This is a genomic window from Streptomyces sp. NPDC056347 (genome assembly GCF_042262625.1).
GTDB lineage: Bacteria > Actinomycetota > Actinomycetes > Streptomycetales > Streptomycetaceae > Streptomyces.
On sequence record NZ_JBHJQP010000149.1, the window covers coordinates 1 to 20,585 of the forward strand.

General features: G+C 72.0%; 15 protein-coding genes. 9 read left to right on the forward strand and 6 right to left on the reverse strand.

Features of this window, described 5'->3' with window-relative positions:
* Window positions 1-1,931 (forward strand): M9 family metallopeptidase (locus ACFCV8_RS27700; RefSeq protein ID WP_376688183.1); only part of this gene is annotated, 1,931 nt, incomplete at its 5' end.
* A 104-nt stretch (window positions 1,932-2,035) separates the two neighbouring features.
* On the opposite strand, the gene ACFCV8_RS27705 is transcribed toward ACFCV8_RS27700, so the two are convergent.
* Window positions 2,036-2,422: a barstar family protein gene (locus tag ACFCV8_RS27705; protein WP_376688184.1), complete on the reverse strand. Its 387-nt coding sequence runs from the start codon at window positions 2,420-2,422 to the stop codon at window positions 2,036-2,038.
* 108 nt (window positions 2,423-2,530) lie between these two features.
* Entirely contained in the window at window positions 2,531-2,965 is a 435-nt protein-coding gene (locus tag ACFCV8_RS27710) for a ribonuclease (RefSeq protein ID WP_376688185.1), read from the reverse strand.
* Between the two features lie 424 nt (window positions 2,966-3,389).
* On the opposite strand from ACFCV8_RS27710, the gene ACFCV8_RS27715 reads away from it, so the two are divergent.
* The gene (locus ACFCV8_RS27715; RefSeq protein ID WP_376688197.1) at window positions 3,390-3,752 is read left to right on the forward strand and encodes an ATP-binding protein; all 363 of its coding nucleotides are present in this window, start codon (window positions 3,390-3,392) and stop codon (window positions 3,750-3,752) included.
* 54 nt (window positions 3,753-3,806) lie between these two features.
* Here the strand turns inward: ACFCV8_RS27715 and ACFCV8_RS27720 are convergent, their stop codons facing one another.
* The gene (locus ACFCV8_RS27720) at window positions 3,807-4,901 is read right to left on the reverse strand and encodes a DUF2637 domain-containing protein (RefSeq protein WP_376688186.1); all 1,095 of its coding nucleotides are present in this window, start codon (window positions 4,899-4,901) and stop codon (window positions 3,807-3,809) included.
* 192 nt (window positions 4,902-5,093) lie between these two features.
* Window positions 5,094-5,990, reverse strand: a complete 897-nt coding sequence (locus tag ACFCV8_RS27725) for a (2Fe-2S)-binding protein (protein ID WP_376688187.1) — start codon at window positions 5,988-5,990, stop codon at window positions 5,094-5,096.
* Between the two features lie 145 nt (window positions 5,991-6,135).
* Here ACFCV8_RS27725 and ACFCV8_RS27730 point away from each other — a divergent pair, with 145 nt between their 5' ends.
* The gene (locus ACFCV8_RS27730; protein WP_376688188.1) at window positions 6,136-6,891 is read left to right on the forward strand and encodes a GntR family transcriptional regulator; all 756 of its coding nucleotides are present in this window, start codon (window positions 6,136-6,138) and stop codon (window positions 6,889-6,891) included.
* A gap of 53 nt (window positions 6,892-6,944) precedes the next feature.
* Here ACFCV8_RS27730 and ACFCV8_RS27735 read toward each other — a convergent pair whose 3' ends face one another.
* Together ACFCV8_RS27735 and ACFCV8_RS27740 are read right to left on the reverse strand one after the other, a co-directional pair.
* Window positions 6,945-7,742 (reverse strand): hypothetical protein, encoded by a 798-nt coding sequence (locus tag ACFCV8_RS27735; protein ID WP_376688189.1) that lies wholly within the window; start codon window positions 7,740-7,742, stop codon window positions 6,945-6,947.
* A 150-nt stretch (window positions 7,743-7,892) separates the two neighbouring features.
* Entirely contained in the window at window positions 7,893-9,635 is a 1,743-nt protein-coding gene (locus tag ACFCV8_RS27740) for a PucR family transcriptional regulator (protein ID WP_376688190.1), read from the reverse strand.
* Between the two features lie 259 nt (window positions 9,636-9,894).
* Here ACFCV8_RS27740 and ACFCV8_RS27745 point away from each other — a divergent pair, with 259 nt between their 5' ends.
* The 6 genes from ACFCV8_RS27745 (at window position 9,895) to ACFCV8_RS27770 (ending at window position 20,492) form a co-directional block, all read left to right on the forward strand.
* On the forward strand, window positions 9,895-10,785 hold the full coding sequence (locus ACFCV8_RS27745; RefSeq protein WP_376688191.1) for an FAD binding domain-containing protein: 891 nt from the start codon (window positions 9,895-9,897) through the stop codon (window positions 10,783-10,785).
* A gap of 2 nt (window positions 10,786-10,787) precedes the next feature.
* Complete coding sequence (locus ACFCV8_RS27750) at window positions 10,788-11,381, forward strand: (2Fe-2S)-binding protein (protein ID WP_376688192.1); 594 nt, start codon at window positions 10,788-10,790, stop codon at window positions 11,379-11,381.
* 2 nt (window positions 11,382-11,383) lie between these two features.
* On the forward strand, window positions 11,384-13,768 hold the full coding sequence (locus tag ACFCV8_RS27755) for a xanthine dehydrogenase family protein molybdopterin-binding subunit (protein WP_376688193.1): 2,385 nt from the start codon (window positions 11,384-11,386) through the stop codon (window positions 13,766-13,768).
* Window positions 13,769-13,976: 208 nt separating this feature from the next.
* Window positions 13,977-15,428: an NCS2 family permease gene (locus ACFCV8_RS27760; RefSeq protein WP_376688194.1), complete on the forward strand. Its 1,452-nt coding sequence runs from the start codon at window positions 13,977-13,979 to the stop codon at window positions 15,426-15,428.
* A 52-nt stretch (window positions 15,429-15,480) separates the two neighbouring features.
* Window positions 15,481-16,629, forward strand: coding sequence for an XdhC family protein (locus ACFCV8_RS27765; protein WP_376688195.1), 1,149 nt, complete (start codon window positions 15,481-15,483; stop codon window positions 16,627-16,629).
* Window positions 16,630-16,733: 104 nt separating this feature from the next.
* Window positions 16,734-20,492: a S8 family serine peptidase gene (locus ACFCV8_RS27770; RefSeq protein ID WP_376688196.1), complete on the forward strand. Its 3,759-nt coding sequence runs from the start codon at window positions 16,734-16,736 to the stop codon at window positions 20,490-20,492.
* The last annotated feature ends 93 nt before the right edge of the window (window positions 20,493-20,585 follow it).

Consider the following 20,585-nt stretch of genomic DNA (forward strand, 5'->3'; position numbering starts at 1 on the left):
AGGTCAAGGCGGCGACCACCGACTGCGTCAACACGCTCTTCAAGCTCCAGGGCCAGGACGGCTACAACGCCTTCCGCGAGGACCAGATGGTCACCGTCGCCGACGCCATGCGCGACGCGTCGGCCTCGTACCCCGGTGACAGCAGCACCGGCATGCCGCAGCTGATCCTCTTCCTGCGGGCCGGCTACTACGTGCAGTACTACGACCCCGACACCGTCGGGCAGTACGGTCCGCGTCTGAAGACGGCCATCCAGGGCGCGCTGGACGGATTCTTCAACTCCTCGCACGCCTACGACGTCACCGACGCCAACGGTGAGAGCCTTTCCGAGGCGATCATCCTGGTCGACAGCGCCGAGCAGAACGCCCGTTACCTGAACGTCGTCAAGAAGATGCTGGCCGACTACGACGCGTCGTACAACGACTCGTGGTACATGGTCAACGCCGTGAACAGCGTGTACACGGTGATGTTCCGCGGCCACCAGGTGCCCGAGTTCATCACCGCCATCGAGGCCGACCCCAGCGTGCTGACCTCGCTGCACGACTTCGCCGCGAACCACCTCGACCTGCTGGGCACCAAGAATTCGTTCCTGGCCGCCAACGCGGGACTCGAACTCGGCCGATTCCTCAAGGAGGACTCGCTGCGCGCCAAGGCGAGCCCGCTCGCGGCCGACCTGATGAGCAAGACCTCCATCGACGGCCCCACCGCCGCGCTCTGGGTCAACCTGGCCAAGATGGTCGACGCCTACGACAAGGACAACTGCGCGAAGTACGGTGCCTGCGACCTCGCGGAGCGTCTGGAGAAGGCCGTCCTGCCGGTGAAGCACACCTGCAGCGACAGCATCACCATCCGGGCGCAGGACATGACCGCCGAGGAGCTGGCGGCCAGCTGTACCAGCCTGAACAACCAGGACGCCTACTTCCACGAGGTGGCCCGGGACAACGGCGCGGTCGCCGATGACAACAACAAGACCATCGAGGTCATCGCCTTCGACTCGAGCGCCGACTACCAGACCTACGCCGGCGTCATCTTCGGCATCGACACCAACAACGGTGGCATGTACCTGGAGGGCGACCCCAAGGCCGTGGGCAACCAGCCCCGGTTCATCGCCTACGAGGCGGAGTGGGCCCGTCCCGACTTCCAGATCTGGAACCTCAACCACGAGTACACGCACTACCTCGACGGCCGGTTCGACATGTACGGCGACTTCGAGGCCGGAATGACCACGCCGACCGTCTGGTGGGTCGAGGGCTTCGCTGAGTTCGTCTCGTACTCCTACCGCAAGCTCAACTACGACGATGCCATCGCCCAGGCCGCCAACCGCACCTACCGCCTGAGCACCCTTTTCGACACCACCTACGACAACGCCGACCAGACCCGTGTCTACAACTGGGGCTACCTGGCCGTCCGTTACATGCTGGAGTCGCACCGCTCGGACGTGGACACCCTGCTCGGTCTCTACCGCAAGGGCGACTGGGCCGGTGCCCGCACCCTGCTCACGTCGACCATCGGCAGCCGCTACGACTCCGACTGGGACACCTGGCTGACCGCCTGCGCGGCCGGCGCCTGCGGCGGCGGGTCCACCACCCCGCCCGGTGAGATCACCGAGTGCAAGGCGGCCGACACCCGGATGCTGGACAAGAACTGCTCGCGCAGCAACCTCAAGGCAGTCAAGGGTGACTACGCCTACCTGGCCGTCGTCATCCCGGCCGGCACCACCCAGCTGAAGATCACCGCCACCGGTGGCACGGGTGACGCCGACCTCTACTACAGCGACAAGGAGTGGGCCACCACCAAGGTCTTCACCGACAAGTCCGTCGGCGCGGGCAACGAGCACACCCTGACCATCAACAACCCGGCTCCGGGTTACCACTTCATCAGCCTCTACGGCACCGAGGCCTTCGACGGAGCCAAGGTGACCACCGAGTTCTGATCCCCGCGACCCCCATGGTGCCGGTCGGCCGAGTGATGATCCCGCTCGGCCGACCGGTGCCTTTGTGCGCTTCGGGGACACGGCCCCCGGTCACGGTCCGGGGGTCACACCAGCCGCACCGTCCCCGGCCCGTCGTTGCGCAGGATCTCCACGATCTGCTCGAAGAGCGTCGGACCGCGCCCCAGGAGGGCCTCGTCGAGCCGGTGACGGAGCGCCGCCCGGTTGCTGGGATGGGCCCGCTCCAGGCTCCGCCGCAGCTGGCGGGCCGTTTCCTCGTGGCCCAGGGCCCGCGCGGAAGCCGTGTGGTCCCGCCACTCGAAGACGTAGTCGCCGTCCTGCGGGGTGCCCATGCCGCCGTGCAGGCAGTCCGCGAGGGCGTCGAGATTGCGGCCGAAATATCCGCCCGTGCCGTTCACGGCCTCGCCGATCACGTCCCAGAACCGGTCCAGGCCGGTGACCCGGGCGCCGTCGATCACATACGTCACGGTCATGGGGGGAGCGTACAAGTCGCCGGGTACGCGGGCCGCCCGCCGCACCCGCGTGTGATCCGCGCCGCAGGTGGGGGTCTGCGGCGCGGATCGGTCCCGAGGAGCAGGGCTTCAGCAGCCCTGGTCGATCAGACGGAACGTGGCGTAGTGGTCAGCGGTGTAGTAGTCCTCCTGCGCCTTCTTGCCGGTCACGATCCGCCGCGCACCGCGCGTCGGGGAGCCGGGGGTGATGACCGTGTACTCGTGGTAGTAGCCGGTGCTCTGGCCGGGCAGGACACCTTCGCGGTTCTGGAAGACCACACCGTCCTGCGAGTACGGGAACGGGCCGCCCGCGTCGATCAGGTCCAGCGTGTCGTGGGCCTGCGAGGGCAGCGCCGTGTAACAGACGCTGCCGACCGCGGTGACCTGGAAGAGGGACGAGAGGGAGGAAGCGGCGACCGGTGCGGCGGTCGCGGCGCCTGCCGTGGCGGCCGGGGCGCCGACGAGGAGGACGGAGAGAAGGGCGGTCGCGCCGCCGAGCGTGGTGATCCGTGGGGGGATTCGCATGGCACCCATGATGACGCGCGTAGACAGGGTGGCGTCAACGTCGGTCGATGTGAATTTTTTGGGAGTTAACCCGGGAGGAGGAATTGTGTCGAGCGAATGTCCGATGCCTCTCCGGCCGACTGCGAGCCGCTGTCCGCTTGTTGATGAATCGACAAGCGTGATGGCCCGTCAGCGGGGCATGCATCCCGTGGACATGTTCCGGGCAAGGACGACGACCGAGGGCGACCGGCGGGCAACGACGACCGAGAACGACCGACGGACGGCGATGACCGGGAACGACCGGCGGACGACGAGGAACAGGAGGCGATTCACTGTGCGGGCGGGGGAGCCGATGGGATGTCAGGGCGAATCCGATTCCATGACGGGCGGGGAGCCGCGAGAACCGGGGACGAAGGGCCGGGGCCCGGTCACCTTACGGCGCAGACTGGCCCACACCGACCTTGCGGCCGTGAGCGAAGTACGCGGAGCGCTGCGGGAGTTCCTGCGCTACCGGTGGCGCGACGAGTCGGCCTCGGTGGCCGAACTGCTGCTCAGCGAACTGGTGACCAACGCGCTGATCCATACCGCGTACGGCGCGGTCGTCACCGCGAGCGTGGCCCCCGCCGGGCTGCGCGTGGAGGTGCGGGACTTCGTCTCCGGGCTGCCCCTGCCGTACGTACCGGACGCCGACGACGGTACGCACGGCCGCGGGCTGTTCCTGGTGGAGAGCCTCGCGGACTCCTGGGGGATCAGTCCCCACGCGCTGGGCAAGGTCGTCTGGTTCGAGCTGGACGCCGAAAGGCCCTGACGGGCCGGCGGGGCCGGGCCGTCAGGGCCTTCCGCTCGCGGATCGGCCGGACGTTCAGCCGAACTGCTGCTCCAGGTCCTTCAGCTTCTGCTCCAGCGAGTCGAGCCGGGGCAGTGCCTGGGTGTCGTCCTCGGCGGTGAGGTCGACGGTGACGGGTTCATCCTTGCCGCGCTCCGGGGTGGCGCCCGGACCCGGACCGGGGCCCGGACCCGTCACGGCCTGCAAGGACGGCCGGGGGCGCAGAGGCAGTTGCCCCGGCTCGGATATGGCGGGCTCCACGGCCGGCGGTGCGGTGCCCGCCGTGGAGGTGATGGCCTGGACGTCCACCGGGTCGGCGGCGGCTCGGCCGACCCGGTTCCAGGCCCGGTTCTGCCGGTTCAGGGCCTTGATGTGGGCCCGGTCCAGCTTCTCCTGGTCCTTCCGGCGCAGACGGTTCTGCTCCTTCTCCCGCCGGTCCTCGCGGACCTCGTCGACCGCCTCGTCGAGGGTGCGTACGTTCTCCAGGAGCATCAGCGACCAGGCGCCGAAGGTCTCCCGGGGCGCGCGCAGCCACCGCACGATCCGGATCTGCGGCAGTGGGCGGGGCACCAGGCCCTGCTCGCGCAGCGCGGCCCGGCGGGTCTGCTTCAGGGCCCGGTCGAAGAGCACGGCCGCCGAGAGCGACATCCCCGCGAAGAAGTGCGGAGCGCCCGCGTGGTCGATCCCGCGCGGGGCGTGCACCCAGTTGAACCAGGCGGCGGCGCCCGCGAACGTCCACACCAGCAGGCGTGAGCCGAGCGCCGCGTCGCCGTGGCTCGCCTCGCGCACCGCGAGCACGGAACAGAACATGGCCGCGCCGTCGAGGCCGAAGGGGACCAGGTACTCCCAGCCGCCGGAGAGCCCGAGATTCTGCTCGCCGAAGCCGACGAGCCCGTGGAAGGAGAGTGCGGCGGCGACCGCCGCACAGCAGAACAGCAGGACGTACGAAGCGCTGGCGTACAGGGCTTCCTTGCGTCTGCGCCGCTCCTCGCTGCGTTCCCAGGTGTCGTCGGCCGCGGACGTGTCAGCGGTGCGCCTGCCGCGTGCGACCACCGCCACCGCCGCCAGGACTCCCACGAGCAGCACGGCGCCCGGAAGCAGCCAATTCAGCGATATGTCGGTCAGTCTCATGCGCGGTCCCTTGCGTCGCGTTAGGGCATTTCGGGCGCAATGATTGCTCAAACCCCGTCGTGCGCAGGGGGTTTCGGGGCAAGAGAACGCCATCGGGTCGATGCGACGCGCGGTTGACCGGGAGTGGTTCGAATGTCCTTGCGCGAAGGGGCAATTGAGTTCGATTGCCGCCATGCATGCGAGGGATGCGGTTCAGGGAACCGGCGTCAACTTCCGTACCCGGTCGGCGTCGCAGGTGCGCGGGCAGGTGACACAGGTGTCCTCGGGGCGCAGCGTGTAGAAGAGGCAGCAGCTCGCCCGGTCGCGGGTGGGCAGCGACTCGCCGTCCGGCCCCGTCAGGTCGCGGAAGCCCGCGGTGCCCACGAACGGCTTCGCGGTGCCCGGCAGCAGCGCCTCCAGCTCGGTCATGGCCCGGCGCTCCTCGCCCAGCAGATGGGCGATGTACCAGAGTCCTTCGACGATCTCGTCCGTCGCCATGCCCCACAGGGCGCGCCTGCCGCGCCGCATCCGGGGGCCGAAGCCGTCGAGCACCGGGCCGATGTGTTCGGCCACCGCCGCGAGCACCTCCGCCCGCAGCGCCGCCTCGTCGGCCACCACCCGGGCGCCCGGCAGCGCGGCGGCCGGATCGCCGGGCAGGCAGGTGAACTCCCGCACCCGGAAGGCCATGCGGCCCAGTGTCCGGTGGAACGCCACGTCCGCCACCGGGACCCGGGGCACCCGCCGGTACAGGAACCACGGCACCGTCACCAGGAGGCAGGCGGGCCAGGCGTAGCGGTGCAGCCCGAAGCTGGCCACCACGTCCGGCCGGGGCTCCTGGCCGTAGTCCCGCACCACCTGGTCGTGGTCCCAGGCGAGGAAGGCGTCCAGGGCGGCGCCGCCCTCGGCGAGCTCGGCCGCGCCCACCCAGCCGGTCGTGCCGGGAGCGCTCTCGCCGTCGTCCAGCACCTGGGCGCGCAGGCCGGGGAAGGCCTCGGCCAGGCGGGCGTACGCGTCCGTCACGGCGGACGCCGCGGTGCGGGGGGACGCGGACGGCGTGGCGTCGCGGAGCGCGGACGCGGCGGTGCCGGGAAGCAGGGCGGGGAGGGTCATGCAGGACCACCGAATCGCGATCGTTTGCAGGTTAGCCTTACCTTACCCGAACGGATCGATGTTTGAACTGCGGCCTTGTGCGCCTATCGTGCACACCTGGCAGGGCGCGCGCGAGTCACGCCCGCGGCAGGCCGGGGAGGTCCGAGTGGAGCAGGGCGGAGCAGGCGGGGCGGCGTACGGAGCCGCCGTGCCCCCGGCCGGCCCGGCGGCGGCCGTCCGGGTGCCCGAGCAGGCGCGTGGTGAGCACACCCACGGCGAGCGGCCCGCGCCGCGCCCGGCGGTGCGGCGGCACTCGGTGCGCGGCCAGATCCTGGAGGCGCTGCGCGCGGCCCTGGCCGACGGCCGGCTGGAGCCGGGCGAGGTCTACTCCGCCCCGGCCCTCGGCGTCCGGTTCGGGGTCTCCGCCACACCGGTGCGCGAGGCGATGCAGCAACTCGTCGTCGAGGGCGCCGTCGAGGTCGTACCGAACCGGGGGTTCCGGGTCTCCCGGCGCGAGCCGCGCGAGCTGGCCGAGCTGGCCGAGGTGCGGGCCCTGGTCGAGGTCCCGGTGATACTGCGGCTGGCCCGCACCATGCCGCCCGTCACCTGGTGCTCCCTGCGCCCGCTGGCCGAAGCCGCGGTGGCCGCGGCCGCGGCCGGTGACCGGGCGGGCTACGCGGAGGCCGACCGGGCCTTTCACGCCGCGGTCCTCGCGCTCGGCGGGAACGAGCAGCTGGTGGCGGTCGCCGACGACCTGCACCGCCGTTCCCAGTGGCCCCTGCGGGCCGACCCCGCCACCCGCCGGGCCGACCTGCTCGCGGACGCCGCCGAGCACACCGCGCTGCTCGACGCGCTGATCGCCCAGGACCTGCCCGTCGTACAGGCGCTCGTCCGCGAGCACTTCCACGGCACCGGGGGCTGACCGGGCTCGGCTACCGCCCCCGGGAAGCCTCCGGAAGCCTTCGGAAGCCCCGCTCAGTTCGCCCCGGCCGTCTTCGGCGGCGGGTCCAGATACGGTGCCAGCCAGGTCGGCACGCCGCCCAGGAGCCGGAACAGCCGCCCCGCCTCGGCGCGCAGCCTGCCCGCCGCCTCCGGCTCCGGCTCGGCGTCCGCGAGGGCGATCAGGGCCGGGGCCGTACCGATCAGATAGCCCAGCTCCTCCCTGATCCGCAGGCACTCCGCGAAGCCGTGCCGGGCCTCCGCCAGCTCCCCCTCCCGCAGCGACAGCAGGGCCAGATGGCGCCAGGTCGAGGAGAGCAGCAGCGTGTCGCCCCGGGCGGTGGCCCCGGCGTGTGCCCGGCGGTACGCGGCGCGGGCGGCCTGCGGCGAGTCGGCGATGTTATGCGCGATCAGGCCCCGCCGGAAGTCCAGCAATGGGCGGGCGGCCGCGGACGGGGCGAGCAGGGCGGCGGCCCGGCTCAGCGCGACACTCGCCTCGTCGGCCCGGTCCCGTACCCCGAGGAGTGTCGAGGCGTACGCCAGGTGGCCGCGCTCGCAGGCGGCGCTGCCGCGTTCGTCGTCGTCGTGGGCCAGCGCCTCCGCGGTGCGCAGCGCGTCCTCGGCGTCCGTCCAGCCCTGCCCGGTGTACAGGCACCGCTCCGTCAGCAGCGCGGTGCGCTGGAGGGCCGCGGCCGGATCGGTGGCCGCGGCGGGTTCGAGCAGCGCGGCCGCGTCCGTCCAGCAGGCGCGTGAACGCAGCCGCCACACCGCTGTCTGGAGCGGCGGATCGTCATCTGCTGTCGTTCCGGAACCAGACTTGGCGGTATGCGCCACCGTTGCCCTCCCCGAGCGCGCCATCGAGCTGTGTTGGGTCTGGGCGGAATCTCAGCACGGATCCACACGCGGGGCCAAGAGGTCGTTCGATCTCAGGTGAAAGATTTCACAAACGGCGGGAGGGCCCAACTGCCCTGCCGGAGCCCGGAATCAGCTCATACGCAGGGCGAGGAAGAAATCGAGCTTGTCCTCCAGCCGCGAAAGGTCACGGCCCGTCAACTGCTCGATTCGCCCGACCCGGTAGCGCAGTGTGTTGACGTGCAGATGCAGCCGGGCCGCGCAACGGGTCCAGGAACCGTCGCAGTCCAGGAACGCCTCCAGGGTCGGGATCAGCTCCGCGCGGTGGCGCCGGTCGTAGTCCCGCAGCGGGTCGAGCAGGCGTGCGGTGAACGCGCGCCGCACGTCGTCCGGTACGAACGGCAGCAGCAGCACGTGCGAGGCCAGCTCGTGGTGCCCGGCCGCGCAGACCCGTCCGGGGCGCGCCGCCGCCACCCGGCGGGCGTGCCGGGCCTCCTCCAGCGCGCCGCGCAGCCCCTCGGGCGAATGCACGGCCGCGCTGACGCCCAGGGTCAGCCGGCCGTCGTCGGCGAGACCGGCCGAGAGCGGTTCGCGGACGGCGGCCAGCAGCACGTCGGCGTGGAGCGCCGGACCGGCCTGTGACCCGTCGCGCGCCGTGTCCGGACCGGCGTCCTGGGGAGACGGGACGGCGGGCAGCGGTACGAGCGCGACCGCCTCCTCACCCGTATGGGCGACCGCGATCCGGTCGGCCGAATCGGGGCCGGTGACCGCCGGGTCGACCAGGATCTCCTCCAGCAGCGCCTGGGCGACCGGACCGCCCGCGATCGCCTCGGACGGGCCCGCCGGGGTGCCCGTGCCGGGCCGCGCCTCCGTCTCGCCCCACTCGACCCGGGCCACCACCACCTGCCACTGCGGCGCGGCCCCGAGCCCCGGCAGCAGCACCGGGGCGGCGACCCGCAGCCTGGCGGCGATCTCGGCGGGCGGGGCGCCCGTCTGCACCAGCTCCAGGACCTCCTGGGCGAGCCTGCGGCGTACCGTACGGGCCGCGTCGCGCCGGTCCCGCTCCACGGCGATCAGCTGGGTGACGCCCTGGAGCAGGTCGAGCCGGGCCGGGGGCCAGTCCCCGGCGTCCGCCTCGACGGCCAGCAGCCAGTCCGAGAGCACCGACTCGCGCACGTCCCGGGAGGCCGGAAGGGCGCCGCGGCCGGTGTTCCGGACCGGGAAGAGCGAATACGTGGCACCGTCGACCACGGCCCGGTGCGGGGCGCGGCGGCCGGTGCGGGTGGCGGCCAGGTGGTGGCCCGCCAGCGCGGCGCCGACCGGCCCCGGCAGCGGCGTGCCGCCCGCGCCCGCGATCTGCCGGCCGGTGGGGGAGAGCACCCAGGCGCGCAGGTCGAGGTCGGAGCCGAGCAGATCGAGCACCACCTCGGGCCCGCCGCCCGCCGGGCCCGAGGTCATCAGCCTGCGGTGCCGGTCCACGACCGCGGCCAGATCACCCGCCCGCTCCCCGGACACCTGCCGCACCACGTGCTCGGTGATCGTTGCGAACGCGACGGTCTCGTGCACGGCGAAGAGCGGCAGCCGGTGCCGCGCGCACGCCTCCACCAGATCGCCCGGAACGTCCCCCAGCTCCGCCTCGCCCGCCGCGAGCGCCGACACCCCGGCACCTGCCAGGATGCGGACGAACGGCTCCGAATCCGCCGCGCCCCGGCGCCAGGCCAGGCCGGTGAGGACCAGCTCGCCGCCCGACAGATAGCGGCTGGGATCCCGCAGGTCCGTGGTCATCACGCCACGGACCGAGCGGTCCAGCTCGTCCTCCCCGCCGAGCAGCCGCAGGCCCAGCGCGTCGGTCTCCAGCAGTGCGCGCAGCCGCATCTCGTCGCCGCCGATCTCTTTCGTTGGTGGGGGTGAAAACTGGGTATTGCGGTGAGGTCGCAGACCTCCGCCATTCGTTCGAATCTACAAGACGAGGAGATCGAGCAGCCAACTCCTTCATGGTTTCGGTGACTGCACCGGGCCGGACACGCCTTGTGTACTGGGTCACACACCGCGTCAACACAGCAGGATCGCCCTGCCCAGGGCCGGCCGCACCCCGTCCCGGTGAACGACCCGATTGAGAAGAAGAGAGCCACTCATGGACTTCCTTCGCCCCGCAAGCTGGGAGGAGGCGCTCGCCGCCAAGGCCGAGCACCCGACGGCCGTGCCCATCGCGGGTGGCACCGATGTGATGGTGGAGATCAACTTCGACCACCGGCGGCCCGAGTACCTCCTGGACCTGAACCGCATCGACGAACTGTCCGAGTGGGAGGTGGGCCCGCAGACCGTGCGGCTCGGCGCCTCCGTGCCCTACAGCCGCATCATGGAACATCTGCGCGCCGAACTCCCCGGGCTCGCACTCGCCTCGCACACCGTGGCCTCGCCCCAGATCCGCAACCGCGGCGGAGTGGGCGGCAACCTCGGCACCGCCTCGCCCGCCGGGGACGCCCACCCGGCGCTGCTCGCCGCGGGCGCCGAGGTCGAGGCCGTGTCCGTACGCGGCACCCGGATGATCCCGATCGACGCCTTCTACACCGGCGTCAAGCGCAACGCCCTGGAACCGGACGAGCTGATCCGGGCCGTGCACATCGAGAAGGCCGACGGACCGCAGCAGTACTCCAAGGTCGGCACCCGCAACGCGATGGTCATCGCCGTCTGCGCCTTCGGCCTCGCCCTGCACCCCGGGACCCGCACGGTGCGCACCGGCATCGGCTCGGCCGCCCCCACCCCCGTACGGGCCAAGGAGGCCGAGGAGTTCCTGAACGCCGCGCTGGAGGAGGGCGGCTTCTGGGACAACCGCAGGATCATCACCCCGTCCGTCGCCCAGCAGTTCGCCGCGCTCGCCGCCGGTGCCTGCAACCCCATCGACGACGTGCGCGGCACCGCGAGCTACCGCCGCCACGCCGTCGGCATCATGGCCCGCCGCACCCTCGGCTGGGCCTGGGAGTCGTACCGCGGCAACGGCCGCAGCACCGAAGGAGCCGCCTGATCATGCGCGTCAATTTCACGGTCAACGGCCGCAGGCACCAGGCGGACGACGTCTGGGAGGGCGAGTCCCTGCTCTACGTGCTCCGCGAGCGGATGGGCCTGCCCGGCTCCAAGAACGCCTGCGAACAGGGCGAATGCGGCTCCTGCACGGTCCGCCTGGACGGTGTGCCGGTCTGCTCCTGCCTGGTCGCGGCGGGACAGGTGGAGGGCCGCGAGGTCGTCACCGTCGAAGGCCTCGCCGACTTCGCCGCCCACCGCGCCGAGCAGCACCCGGGCGGCGGCTGCGCCCCCGGTGCCTGTGGCACCGCGCTCGACCGGGCCCGGCAGTGGCAGGCCCGCCCGACCGGTGAGGACGGCCGGGAATCCGGCGAACTCTCCCCGATCCAGCAGGCGTTCATCGACGCCGGGGCCGTCCAGTGCGGCTTCTGCACCCCGGGTCTGCTGGTCGCCGCCGACGAACTGCTGGAGCGCAACCCGCAGCCCTCCGACGCGGACATCCGCGAGGCGCTCTCCGGCAACCTCTGCCGCTGCACCGGCTACGAGAAGATCCTCGACGCGGTCCGCCTGGCGGCCGCCCGAGCGGAAGAGGCGGTCTGACCATGGGCGTCACCGGCAACCCCACCAGCATCAACCAGGGCAGCCGCACCAAGGGAGGCATCGGCGAGTCCACCCTGCGCCCCGACGGCATCCTCAAGGTCACCGGCGAATTCGCGTACTCCTCCGACATGTGGCACGAGGACATGCTCTGGGGCCACACCCTGCGCTCCACCGTCGCCCACGCCGAGATCGCCGCCATGGACATCGCGGAGGCCCTCGCCACCCCCGGCGTCCACGCCGTGCTCACCTACGACGACCTGCCGAGCACGGTGAAGAACTACGGCCTGGAGATCCAGGACACCCCCGCGCTCGCCCACGGCAAGGTCCGCCACCACGGCGAACCGGTGGCGCTCGTCGCCGCCGACCACCCCGAGACCGCCCGCCGCGCCGCCGCGAAGATCCGGATCGACTACCGCGAACTGCCCGTCGTCACCGACGAGGCCTCCGCCACCGGTCCCGGCGCGGTCCTGGTCCACGAGAACCGCGACGACCACCACGCCGGGCACGTGCCGCACCCCAACATCGTCCACCGCCAGCCCGTCGTCCGCGGCGACGCGGACGCGGCGGCGGCCCGCGCCGATGTCGTGGTGAGCGGCGAGTACGTCTTCGGCATGCAGGACCAGGCCTTCCTCGGCCCGGAGTCCGGGCTCGCCGTGCCCGCCGAGGACGGCGGCGTCGACCTGTACGTCGCCACCCAGTGGCTGCACGCCGACCGGCGCCAGATCGCCCCCGTCCTCGGCCTGCCCGAGGACAAGGTCCGCATGACGCTCTCCGGCGTCGGCGGCGCCTTCGGCGGCCGCGAGGACCTGTCGATGCAGATCCACGCCTGCCTGCTCGCCCTGCGCACCGGCCGGCCGGTGAAGATGGTCTACAACCGCTTCGAGTCCTTCTTCGGACACGTCCACCGCCACCCGGCGAAGCTCTGGTACGAGCACGGCGCCACCCGGGACGGCAGGCTCACCCACATGAAGTGCCGCATCGTGCTCGACGGCGGGGCGTACGCCTCCTCGTCCCCGGCCGTGGTCGGCAACGCCGCCTCGCTCGCCGTCGGCCCGTACGTCGTCGACGACGTCGACATCGAGGCGATCGCGCTCTACACCAACAACCCGCCGTGCGGCGCCATGCGCGGCTTCGGCGCGGTCCAGGCCTGCTTCGCCTACGAGGCCCAGATGGACAAGCTCGCCGCCGGACTGGGCATGGACCCCGTCGAGTTCAGGCGCCTCAACGCCATGGAGCAGGGCAGCGTGCTGCCGACCGGGCAGGTCGTCGACTCGCCCGCCCCGGTCGCCGAACTGCTGCGCCGGGTCAAGGCCCGCCCGATGCCGCCCGAGCGCCAGTGGGAGGCGGCCGGCGAGCAGCCCGACGTACGGGCCCTGCCCGGCGGGCTCTCCAACACCACCCACGGCGAGGGCGTCGTACGCGGCGTCGGCTACGCCGTCGGCCTGAAGAACGTCGGTTTCTCGGAGGGCTTCGACGACTACTCCACCGCCCGGGTGCGCATGGAGGTGATCGCCGGCGAGCCGGTGGCGACCGTGCACACGGCCATGGCGGAGGTCGGGCAGGGCGGTGTCACCGTCCACGCCCAGATCGCCCGCACCGAACTCGGCGTCGCCCAGGTCACCATCCACCCGGCCGACACCCGGGTCGGCTCGGCCGGCTCCACCTCCGCCTCCCGGCAGACGTACGTCACCGGCGGCGCCGTGAAGCACTCCTGCGAGGCCGTCCGCGAGCGGGTCCTGGAGATCGGCCGCCGCAAGTTCGGCTCGTACCACCCCGCGTGGGCCACGGCCGAACTCCTCCTGGAGGGCGGCAAGGTCGTCACCGACGGCGGCGAGGTACTGGCCGACCTGGTCGACGTGCTGGAGGACGAGGCGGTCGACATCGAGCTGGAGTGGCGCCACCGGCCCACCGAGGCGTTCGACCTGCGCACCGGGCAGGGCAACGGCCACGTCCAGTACTCCTTCGCCGCCCACCGCGCCGTGGTCGAGGTCGACACCGAACTCGGCCTGGTCAAGGTCGTCGAACTGGCCTGCGCGCAGGACGTCGGCAAGGCGCTCAACCCGCTCTCCGTCCAGGGACAGATCCAGGGCGGCACCACCCAGGGGCTGGGGGTCGCCGTCATGGAGGAGATCATCGTCGATCCGAGGACCGCGAAGGTGCGCAACCCGTCCTTCACGGACTATCTGATCCCCACCATCCTCGACACCCCGACCATCCCGGTCGATGTGCTCGAACTCGCCGACGACCACGCGCCGTACGGGCTGCGCGGCGTCGGCGAGGCCCCCACCCTGTCGTCCACCCCGGCCGTCCTCGCGGCGATCCGGAACGCGACGGGGCTGGAGCTCAACCGGACGCCGGTCCGCCCGGAACACCTCACCGGCAGCTGAAGCACCCGCACCACCCGCCCCCGCGCGCCGGGCTCGCCGTACCCCTGTGGTGCGGCGAGGCCCGCCGCCGGGTGCCGTGTCACATTTCACCCTGCACGCATCGTTCGCCTCGGGCCGTCCCCCGGGTCGTGCCGCCAGCAGTCATCCCAAAACCCGCATGTCGCTTTCGTGTCGCGGGTGTCCCTGTGAACCTTGGGAGTCAGGCATCATGACCCAGCATTCAGTGGAGCCCAGGACCAGTGCACCGGACGCGGGCCCAGGCTCGCGCGTCCCGGCCGGAAGATCCTGGCTCGACCGGTACTTCCACATCTCCGAACGCGGCTCCACCGTCGCCCGCGAAGTGCGCGGCGGCATCACCACGTTCATGGCGATGTGCTACATCCTCCTGCTCAACCCGCTCCTGCTCTCCGGCCCGGACGCGGCGGGCCACCGGCTCGGCCACGCCGCGCTGATCACGGCGACCGCCCTGGCCGCCGCCGTCTCCACCCTGCTGATGGGATTCATCGGCAAGGTGCCCCTCGCCCTGGCCGCCGGGCTCTCCGTCTCCGGTGTGCTCGCCACCCAGGTGGCACCCCACATGACCTGGCCGCAGGCCATGGGCATGTGCGTGATGTACGGGGTGGTGATCGTGCTGCTGGTCGTCACCGGGCTGCGCGAGATCATCATGAACGCCATCCCGCTGGCCCTGAAACACGGCATCACCATCGGCATCGGGATGTTCATCGCGCTGATCGGCCTGGTCAACGCCGGGTTCGTCGGCAAGGGCGCCCCCGTCACCCTCGGCACGGGCGGACAGCTGACCGGCTGGCCCGTCCTGCTCTTCTGCGTCACCCTGCTGCTCGTCTTCATGCTCCAGGCCCGCAACGTACCCGGCGCGATCCTGATCGGCATCGTCGTCGGCACGGTCCTCGCGGTCGTCGTCAACGCGGTCACCGACATCAGCCCCGAGGCATGGGGCGGCAGCGCGCCCGAACTCCGGGGCAGCGCGGTCTCGTTGCCCGACTTCGGACTCTTCGGCCACGTCGAGTTCGGCGGCTGGGGAGAGATCGGTGCCATGACCGTCGGCATGATCGTCTTCACCCTGGTGCTGGCCGGCTTCTTCGACGCGATGGCCACCATCATCGGCGTCGGCACCGAGGCCGGGCTCGCCGACGACAAGGGCCGGATGCCGGGCCTGTCCAAGGCGCTGTTCATCGACGGCGCGGGCGGTGCGATCGGCGGTGTCTCCGGCGCCTCCGGGCAGACCGTCTTCATCGAGTCCGCGACCGGGGTCGGCGAGGGCGCCCGTACCGGCCTGTCGTCCGTGGTCACGGGCCTGCTCTTCGCGGCCGGGCTCTTCTTCACCCCGCTCGCCCAGATCGTGCCGGGGCCGATCGCCGCCGCGGCGCTGGTCGTGATCGGCGCGATGATGATGCAGAACGCCCGGCACGTGGACTGGGGCGACCGCTCCGTGGCCGTACCGGTCTTCCTGACCGTGGCCCTGATGCCGTTCACGTACTCCATCACCGCCGGTGTCGGAGCCGGGGTGATCGCCTTCGCCGCGATCAAGGCGGCGCAGGGCAGATTCCGCGAAGTGGGCGCGTTCATGTGGGTGTTGACCGCCGTGTTCGTCGTGTACTTCGCGCTCAGCCCGATCGAGAGCTGGGTCGGCGCCAAGTAACGGCCGGCGGATTCCGCCCGCCCCTTTGCATACCCGCAGAAGGAGAGACGCCATGCTGGACATCGCCGAGGAGCTCGACCGGTGGGCCGGGCAGGGACGCGACTTCGCCGTGGCCACCGTCGTGGCGGTCGGCGGCAGCGCACCCCGGCAGCCCGGGGCCGCGCTCGCCGTCGACCGGGACGGCACGGCGATCGGATCGGTCTCCGGCGGGTGCGTGGAGGGCGCGGTGTACGAGCTGTGCCGACAGGCGTTGGAGGACGGCACCACCGTGCTCGAACGGTTCGGCTACAGCGACGACGACGCCTTCGCCGTGGGGCTGACCTGCGGCGGCGTCATCGACATCCTGGTGACACCGGTCCGCGCGGACGACCCCGCGCGGCCGGTGTTCGCCGCCGCGCTCGCCGCCGCCGCACGGGGCACGGCGGCGGCGGTCGCCAGGATCACCGACGGACCGGCCGAACTCCTCGGCCGCCCCCTGCTCGTCCGCCCCGACGGCTCGTACGAGGGACATCTCGGCGGACACCCGGAACTGGACCGCACCGCCGCCGCCGACGCCCGCGCCCTGCTGGACGCGGGCCGCACCGGGACCGTCACCGTCGGCGCCGACGGTTCGCGCTGCGGCCGTCCGCTCACCCTGCTCGTCGAATCGAGCGTCCCCGCGCCCCGGATGATCGTCTTCGGGGCCATCGACTTCGCCTCGGCCCTGGTCCGGGCGGGCAAATTCCTCGGGTACCACGTGACACTGTGCGACGCCCGGCCGGTCTTCGCCACGAAGGCCCGCTTCCCCGAGGCCGACGAACTCGTCGTCGACTGGCCGCACCGCTACCTCGCGACGACCGAGGTCGACGCGCGCACCGTGCTGTGCGTCCTCACCCACGACGCCAGGTTCGATGTCCCGCTGCTGGAGCGGGCGTTGCGGCTGCCGGTCGGGTACGTCGGCGCGATGGGCTCGCGCCGCACCCACCTGGACCGCAACGAGCGGCTGCGCCGGGTCGGTGTCACCGAGCTCGAACTGGCCCGGCTGCACTCGCCGATCGGCCTCGACCTCGGCGCCCGCACCCCCGAGGAGACCGCGCTGTCGATCGTCGCGGAGATCGTCGCGGACCGGCGCGGCGGCAGCGGTGTTCCGCTCACCGGTGCGCACACCCCGATCCACCACGAGGCGTCCCCGCCCGCCGGGGCGGTCCCCGCAGTGGTCTGAGCCGCTTTCGGTTCCGGTCCACGACGGGCGGGTTGCCGCCACGGCGGCTTCACGCCAGGGCCCTACCCCACCGTAGCCACGGATTTGGCCCTTAGATCTGCTCCATGAATCCGACTCCCTCCTCCGCCCATGGCCGGGCGAGATCCGCGCGTGCGGGACGCAGAGCACTGCTCATAGCGACCTCGGTCGCGCTGGTGAGCGGCGCCCTGCTTCCCGCGGCGGGCGCCGCCACCGCCGCGCAGGGCACCCCCGGCCCCGCCGGACGCCAGGCCGCCGCCCCCGTCAAGGAGTACGACATCACCCTGCTCACGGGCGACGTCGTGCACTACACCGACGGCGTCGGCAAGCAGGACACCGTCACCGTGGACCGCCCCGACGGCGCGAACGGCGGAGTGCACGTCCAGCAGGCCGGTGACGACATCTACGTACTGCCCGACGAGGCCACCGCGCTGCTCGCCGCCGGGAAGCTGGACCGCAGGCTGTTCAACGTCTCCGCGCTCGTGAAGATGGGCTACGACGACAAGCGGTCCGGCGGCATCCCGCTCATCGCCACCTACCCGGCGGCGAAGGGCCGCGCACTGCCCGCCGCGCCGCGCGGCGCCAAGAAGGTCCGCAGCCTTCCCAGCATCAACGGCGCCGCGCTGAAGACGGACAAGGACACCGCCCGCACCTTCTGGAACGGTGTCACCGGCGCCCCCTCGGCCCGTTCGCTGGACGCCGGGATCGCCGAGCTCTGGCTCGACGGCCGGGTGGAGGCGGCGCTCAAGGACTCCGTCCCGCAGGTCAACGCCCCGCAGGCCTGGGCCGAGGGCTACGACGGCAAGGGCACCAAGGTCGCCGTCCTGGACACCGGCATCGACGCCACGCACCCGGACGTTAAGGACCGCGTGGTGGAGTCCCGGAGCTTCGTCCCCGGCGAGGAGGTGAACGACAAGCACGGTCACGGCACCCACGTCGCCTCCACGATCGCGGGCTCCGGAGCGGCCTCCGACGGCACCAACAAGGGCGTCGCCCCCGGCGCGGACCTGATCGTCGGCAAGGTGCTCAGCAACGAGGGCAGCGGCGCCGACTCCGGCATCATCGAGGCGATGGAGTGGGCGAAGGCCGAGGGCGCCGACGTCGTCTCCATGAGCCTCGGCTCCAGCGTCCCGGACGACGGATCCGACCCCATGTCGCAGGCCGTGAACGCGCTGTCCGCCGACGGCGGCCCGCTGTTCGTGATCGCCGCGGGCAACGCGTACGGCGCGGGCACCATCGGATCGCCCGGCTCGGCGGAGAAGGCGCTCACCATCGCCGCCGTCGACAAGCAGGACAACCGCGCGGACTTCTCGTCGATGGGCCCGCTGGTCAGGTCCTACGGCCTGAAGCCGGACCTCTCCGCACCGGGCGTCGACATCAACGCCGCGGCCTCGCAGTCGGTCCCCGGCATCGAGGGCATGTACCAGTCGATGTCCGGTACGTCGATGGCGACCCCGCATGTCGCGGGCGCCGCCGCCATCCTGAAGCAGCGCCACCCCGACTGGTCCGGCCAGCGGATCAAGGACGCGCTGATGAGCTCGTCCAAGCGGCTGACCGACTACACCCCGTACGAGCAGGGCACCGGACGGCTCGACGTGAAGGCGGCGGTCGACACCACGATCGAGGCCACCGGCTCCGTCGCGGTCGCCTCGTACGCCTGGCCGCACTCCCCGTCCGACCCGGTCGCCGAGCGGACCGTCACCTACCGCAACACCGGTGCGAAGGACGTCACGCTCGACCTGGCGACGGACACGGACTCCGACGCGTACACCCTCTCGACGAAGCGGCTCACCGTCCCGGCCGGTGCCACCGCCGAGGCCGTGCTCTCGCTGGACCCGTCGAAGGTGGCCAGCAACACGCAGTTCTCCGGCCAGATCCTCGCCAAGGACGCGTCGGGCACCGTCGTCGCCCACACCGGCTTCGCCCTGAACAAGGAGCAGGAGCTGTACGACCTCACGCTCAAGCTCCGCGACCGCGACGGCAAACCGATGGACGGCACCGTCGTCCTGGGCGCGCTGGGCGACCCGCAGCTCCAGCCCGTCGCGGTCTCCGGCGAGACCACGCTGCGGCTGCCGCCGGGCAACTACACCGCCTGGACGGCCGCGGACGTCGCCGGTGACCGGGCCGACTCGAAGGCGCTGGCCTTCCTCGCGGCCCCCGAGGTCATCCTCGGCAAGCCGACCACGGTCACCCTCGACGCCTCCAAGGCCCACAAGGTCTCGGTGCGCACGCCGAAGGAGACCGAGACCCGGCAGCTGCGGTACGACATGGCACGTACCGCACCGGACGGCACCGTCCAGCGCGACGCCTACCAGATCCCGATGATCTACGACCAGCTGTGGGCGAGCCCCACCGAGAAGGTCACCGAGGGCAGCTTCTCCTTCCTGACCCGCTGGCGGCAGGGCGAGAAGCTGATCGACCTGTCGGCCGACGGCCGTGACGTCCCGGTCACGGTGCAGAACGGCTCCCCGGTCGCCGAGGGCGGAACGCAGAAGCTCGCCACCGTATTCGCCGGCAACGGTGCCGCCGCCGACTACCGGGGCCTGGACGCCAGGGGCAAGGCGGTCGTCGTGCGCCGGAGCGACGCGGTCGCTCCCGCCGACCGGGTCGCCGCCGCGGTGGCCGCCGGTGCCCGGGCGCTGTTCGTCGTCAACGACGGCGACGGCGTCCTGATGGAGTCCTACGCCCCGTACGGCACCGAGACCGCGATCCCGGTCGCCGCCGTCCAGCGCCTGGCGGGCGGGAAGCTGATCGACGCGGTCCACCGCGGCGCCAAGGCGACGGTCACCCAGCGCAAGTTCGCCCGTTACGTCTACGACCTGGTCGACCGCCACGACGGCACCGTCCCGGACCGCACGCTGGCGTACGCCCCGTCCGCCCGTGAGCTGGCGAAGGTGGAGAACACCTTCTACGGCGAAAAGGACCGGCTCGGCGGCGGCTACCGCTACGACATCCCCGACTACGGTCCCGGCATCGGCTTCGAGGAGTACGAGAAGTTCCCCGGCACCCGCGAGGAGTGGGTCACCCCGCTGCCCGGCGCCTCCTTCTGGTACGAGAACCACTCGGTCCTCGGCGAGGACGGAGCGGAAGCCACCCTGGAGATGCGCAGCGGCGACCTGGACTACACGGCGGGACGCACCTACCCCGCCCAGTGGTTCGCCCCGATCGCCCGGCCGCGCCTGGGCACCGGCTACTGGGGTCCGTTCCGGTCCGTCTACAACGACATCCAGTTCAACATCACCCCGTGGACGGACTCCGGGGCCGGTCACTCGGGCGCCATGCCGAACGACGAGTACGACACCACCAGCACCGCCTTCTACCAGGGCGACACCCTGATCAAGAAGGTCGCCGGCCGGGCGGGCTACGCCTGGGACGTCTCGCCCGAGAAGCTGCCGTACCGCTTCGTGCTCGACTCCGCCCGGGACGCGGACGAGTGGAAGACCTCCGTCCGTACCCACACCGAGTGGAACTTCGTCTCCGGCGCCATGGACGAGAACGGCCCCTTCCAGGCCGACATCCCGCTGCTCCAGCTGGACTACCGGGTCGCCACCGACCTGGCCGGTGACGTGAAGGCCGGGGGCTGGACCGAGGTGGGTCTCTCCTCCGGGACGCAGGAGTGGCTGGACGGCGCGGTGAAGGCCACCGGGGCCTCGCTGTCGGTCAGCTACGACGACGGCAGGAGCTGGGAGCCGGTGCAGCTCCGCAAGGACGCGGCCGGTTCCTGGACCGCCCGGTTCAAGCCCGCCGCCAAGGCCGGCTCGTTCGTCTCGCTGAAGGCACACGCCGAAGCGGCCGACGGGCTGGGCGTCGACCAGGAGATCATCCGGGCCTTCGGCCTGAAGTGATCCGCCCGGACCCGCGGGGACGAGCCCGCCGGACCGGGACGAAGTGAACTGATCCGGCACGCTCCCGAGGCGGCCGCGCACCCCCTGACCGGG

Coding starts and splice junctions, on each gene's coding strand:
- ACFCV8_RS27720 (WP_376688186.1), bottom strand. CDS start 4,901: ATGAGACTGACCGACATATCGCTGAATTGGCTGCTTCCGGGCGCCGTG.
- ACFCV8_RS27745 (WP_376688191.1), top strand. CDS start 9,895: ATGGACTTCCTTCGCCCCGCAAGCTGGGAGGAGGCGCTCGCCGCCAAG.
- ACFCV8_RS27765 (WP_376688195.1), top strand. CDS start 15,481: ATGCTGGACATCGCCGAGGAGCTCGACCGGTGGGCCGGGCAGGGACGC.
- ACFCV8_RS27740 (WP_376688190.1), bottom strand. CDS start 9,635: ATGCGGCTGCGCGCACTGCTGGAGACCGACGCGCTGGGCCTGCGGCTG.
- ACFCV8_RS27770 (WP_376688196.1), top strand. CDS start 16,734: ATGAATCCGACTCCCTCCTCCGCCCATGGCCGGGCGAGATCCGCGCGT.
- ACFCV8_RS27750 (WP_376688192.1), top strand. CDS start 10,788: ATGCGCGTCAATTTCACGGTCAACGGCCGCAGGCACCAGGCGGACGAC.
- ACFCV8_RS27725 (WP_376688187.1), bottom strand. CDS start 5,990: ATGACCCTCCCCGCCCTGCTTCCCGGCACCGCCGCGTCCGCGCTCCGC.
- ACFCV8_RS27710 (WP_376688185.1), bottom strand. CDS start 2,965: ATGCGAATCCCCCCACGGATCACCACGCTCGGCGGCGCGACCGCCCTT.
- ACFCV8_RS27760 (WP_376688194.1), top strand. CDS start 13,977: ATGACCCAGCATTCAGTGGAGCCCAGGACCAGTGCACCGGACGCGGGC.
- ACFCV8_RS27705 (WP_376688184.1), bottom strand. CDS start 2,422: ATGACCGTGACGTATGTGATCGACGGCGCCCGGGTCACCGGCCTGGAC.
- ACFCV8_RS27755 (WP_376688193.1), top strand. CDS start 11,384: ATGGGCGTCACCGGCAACCCCACCAGCATCAACCAGGGCAGCCGCACC.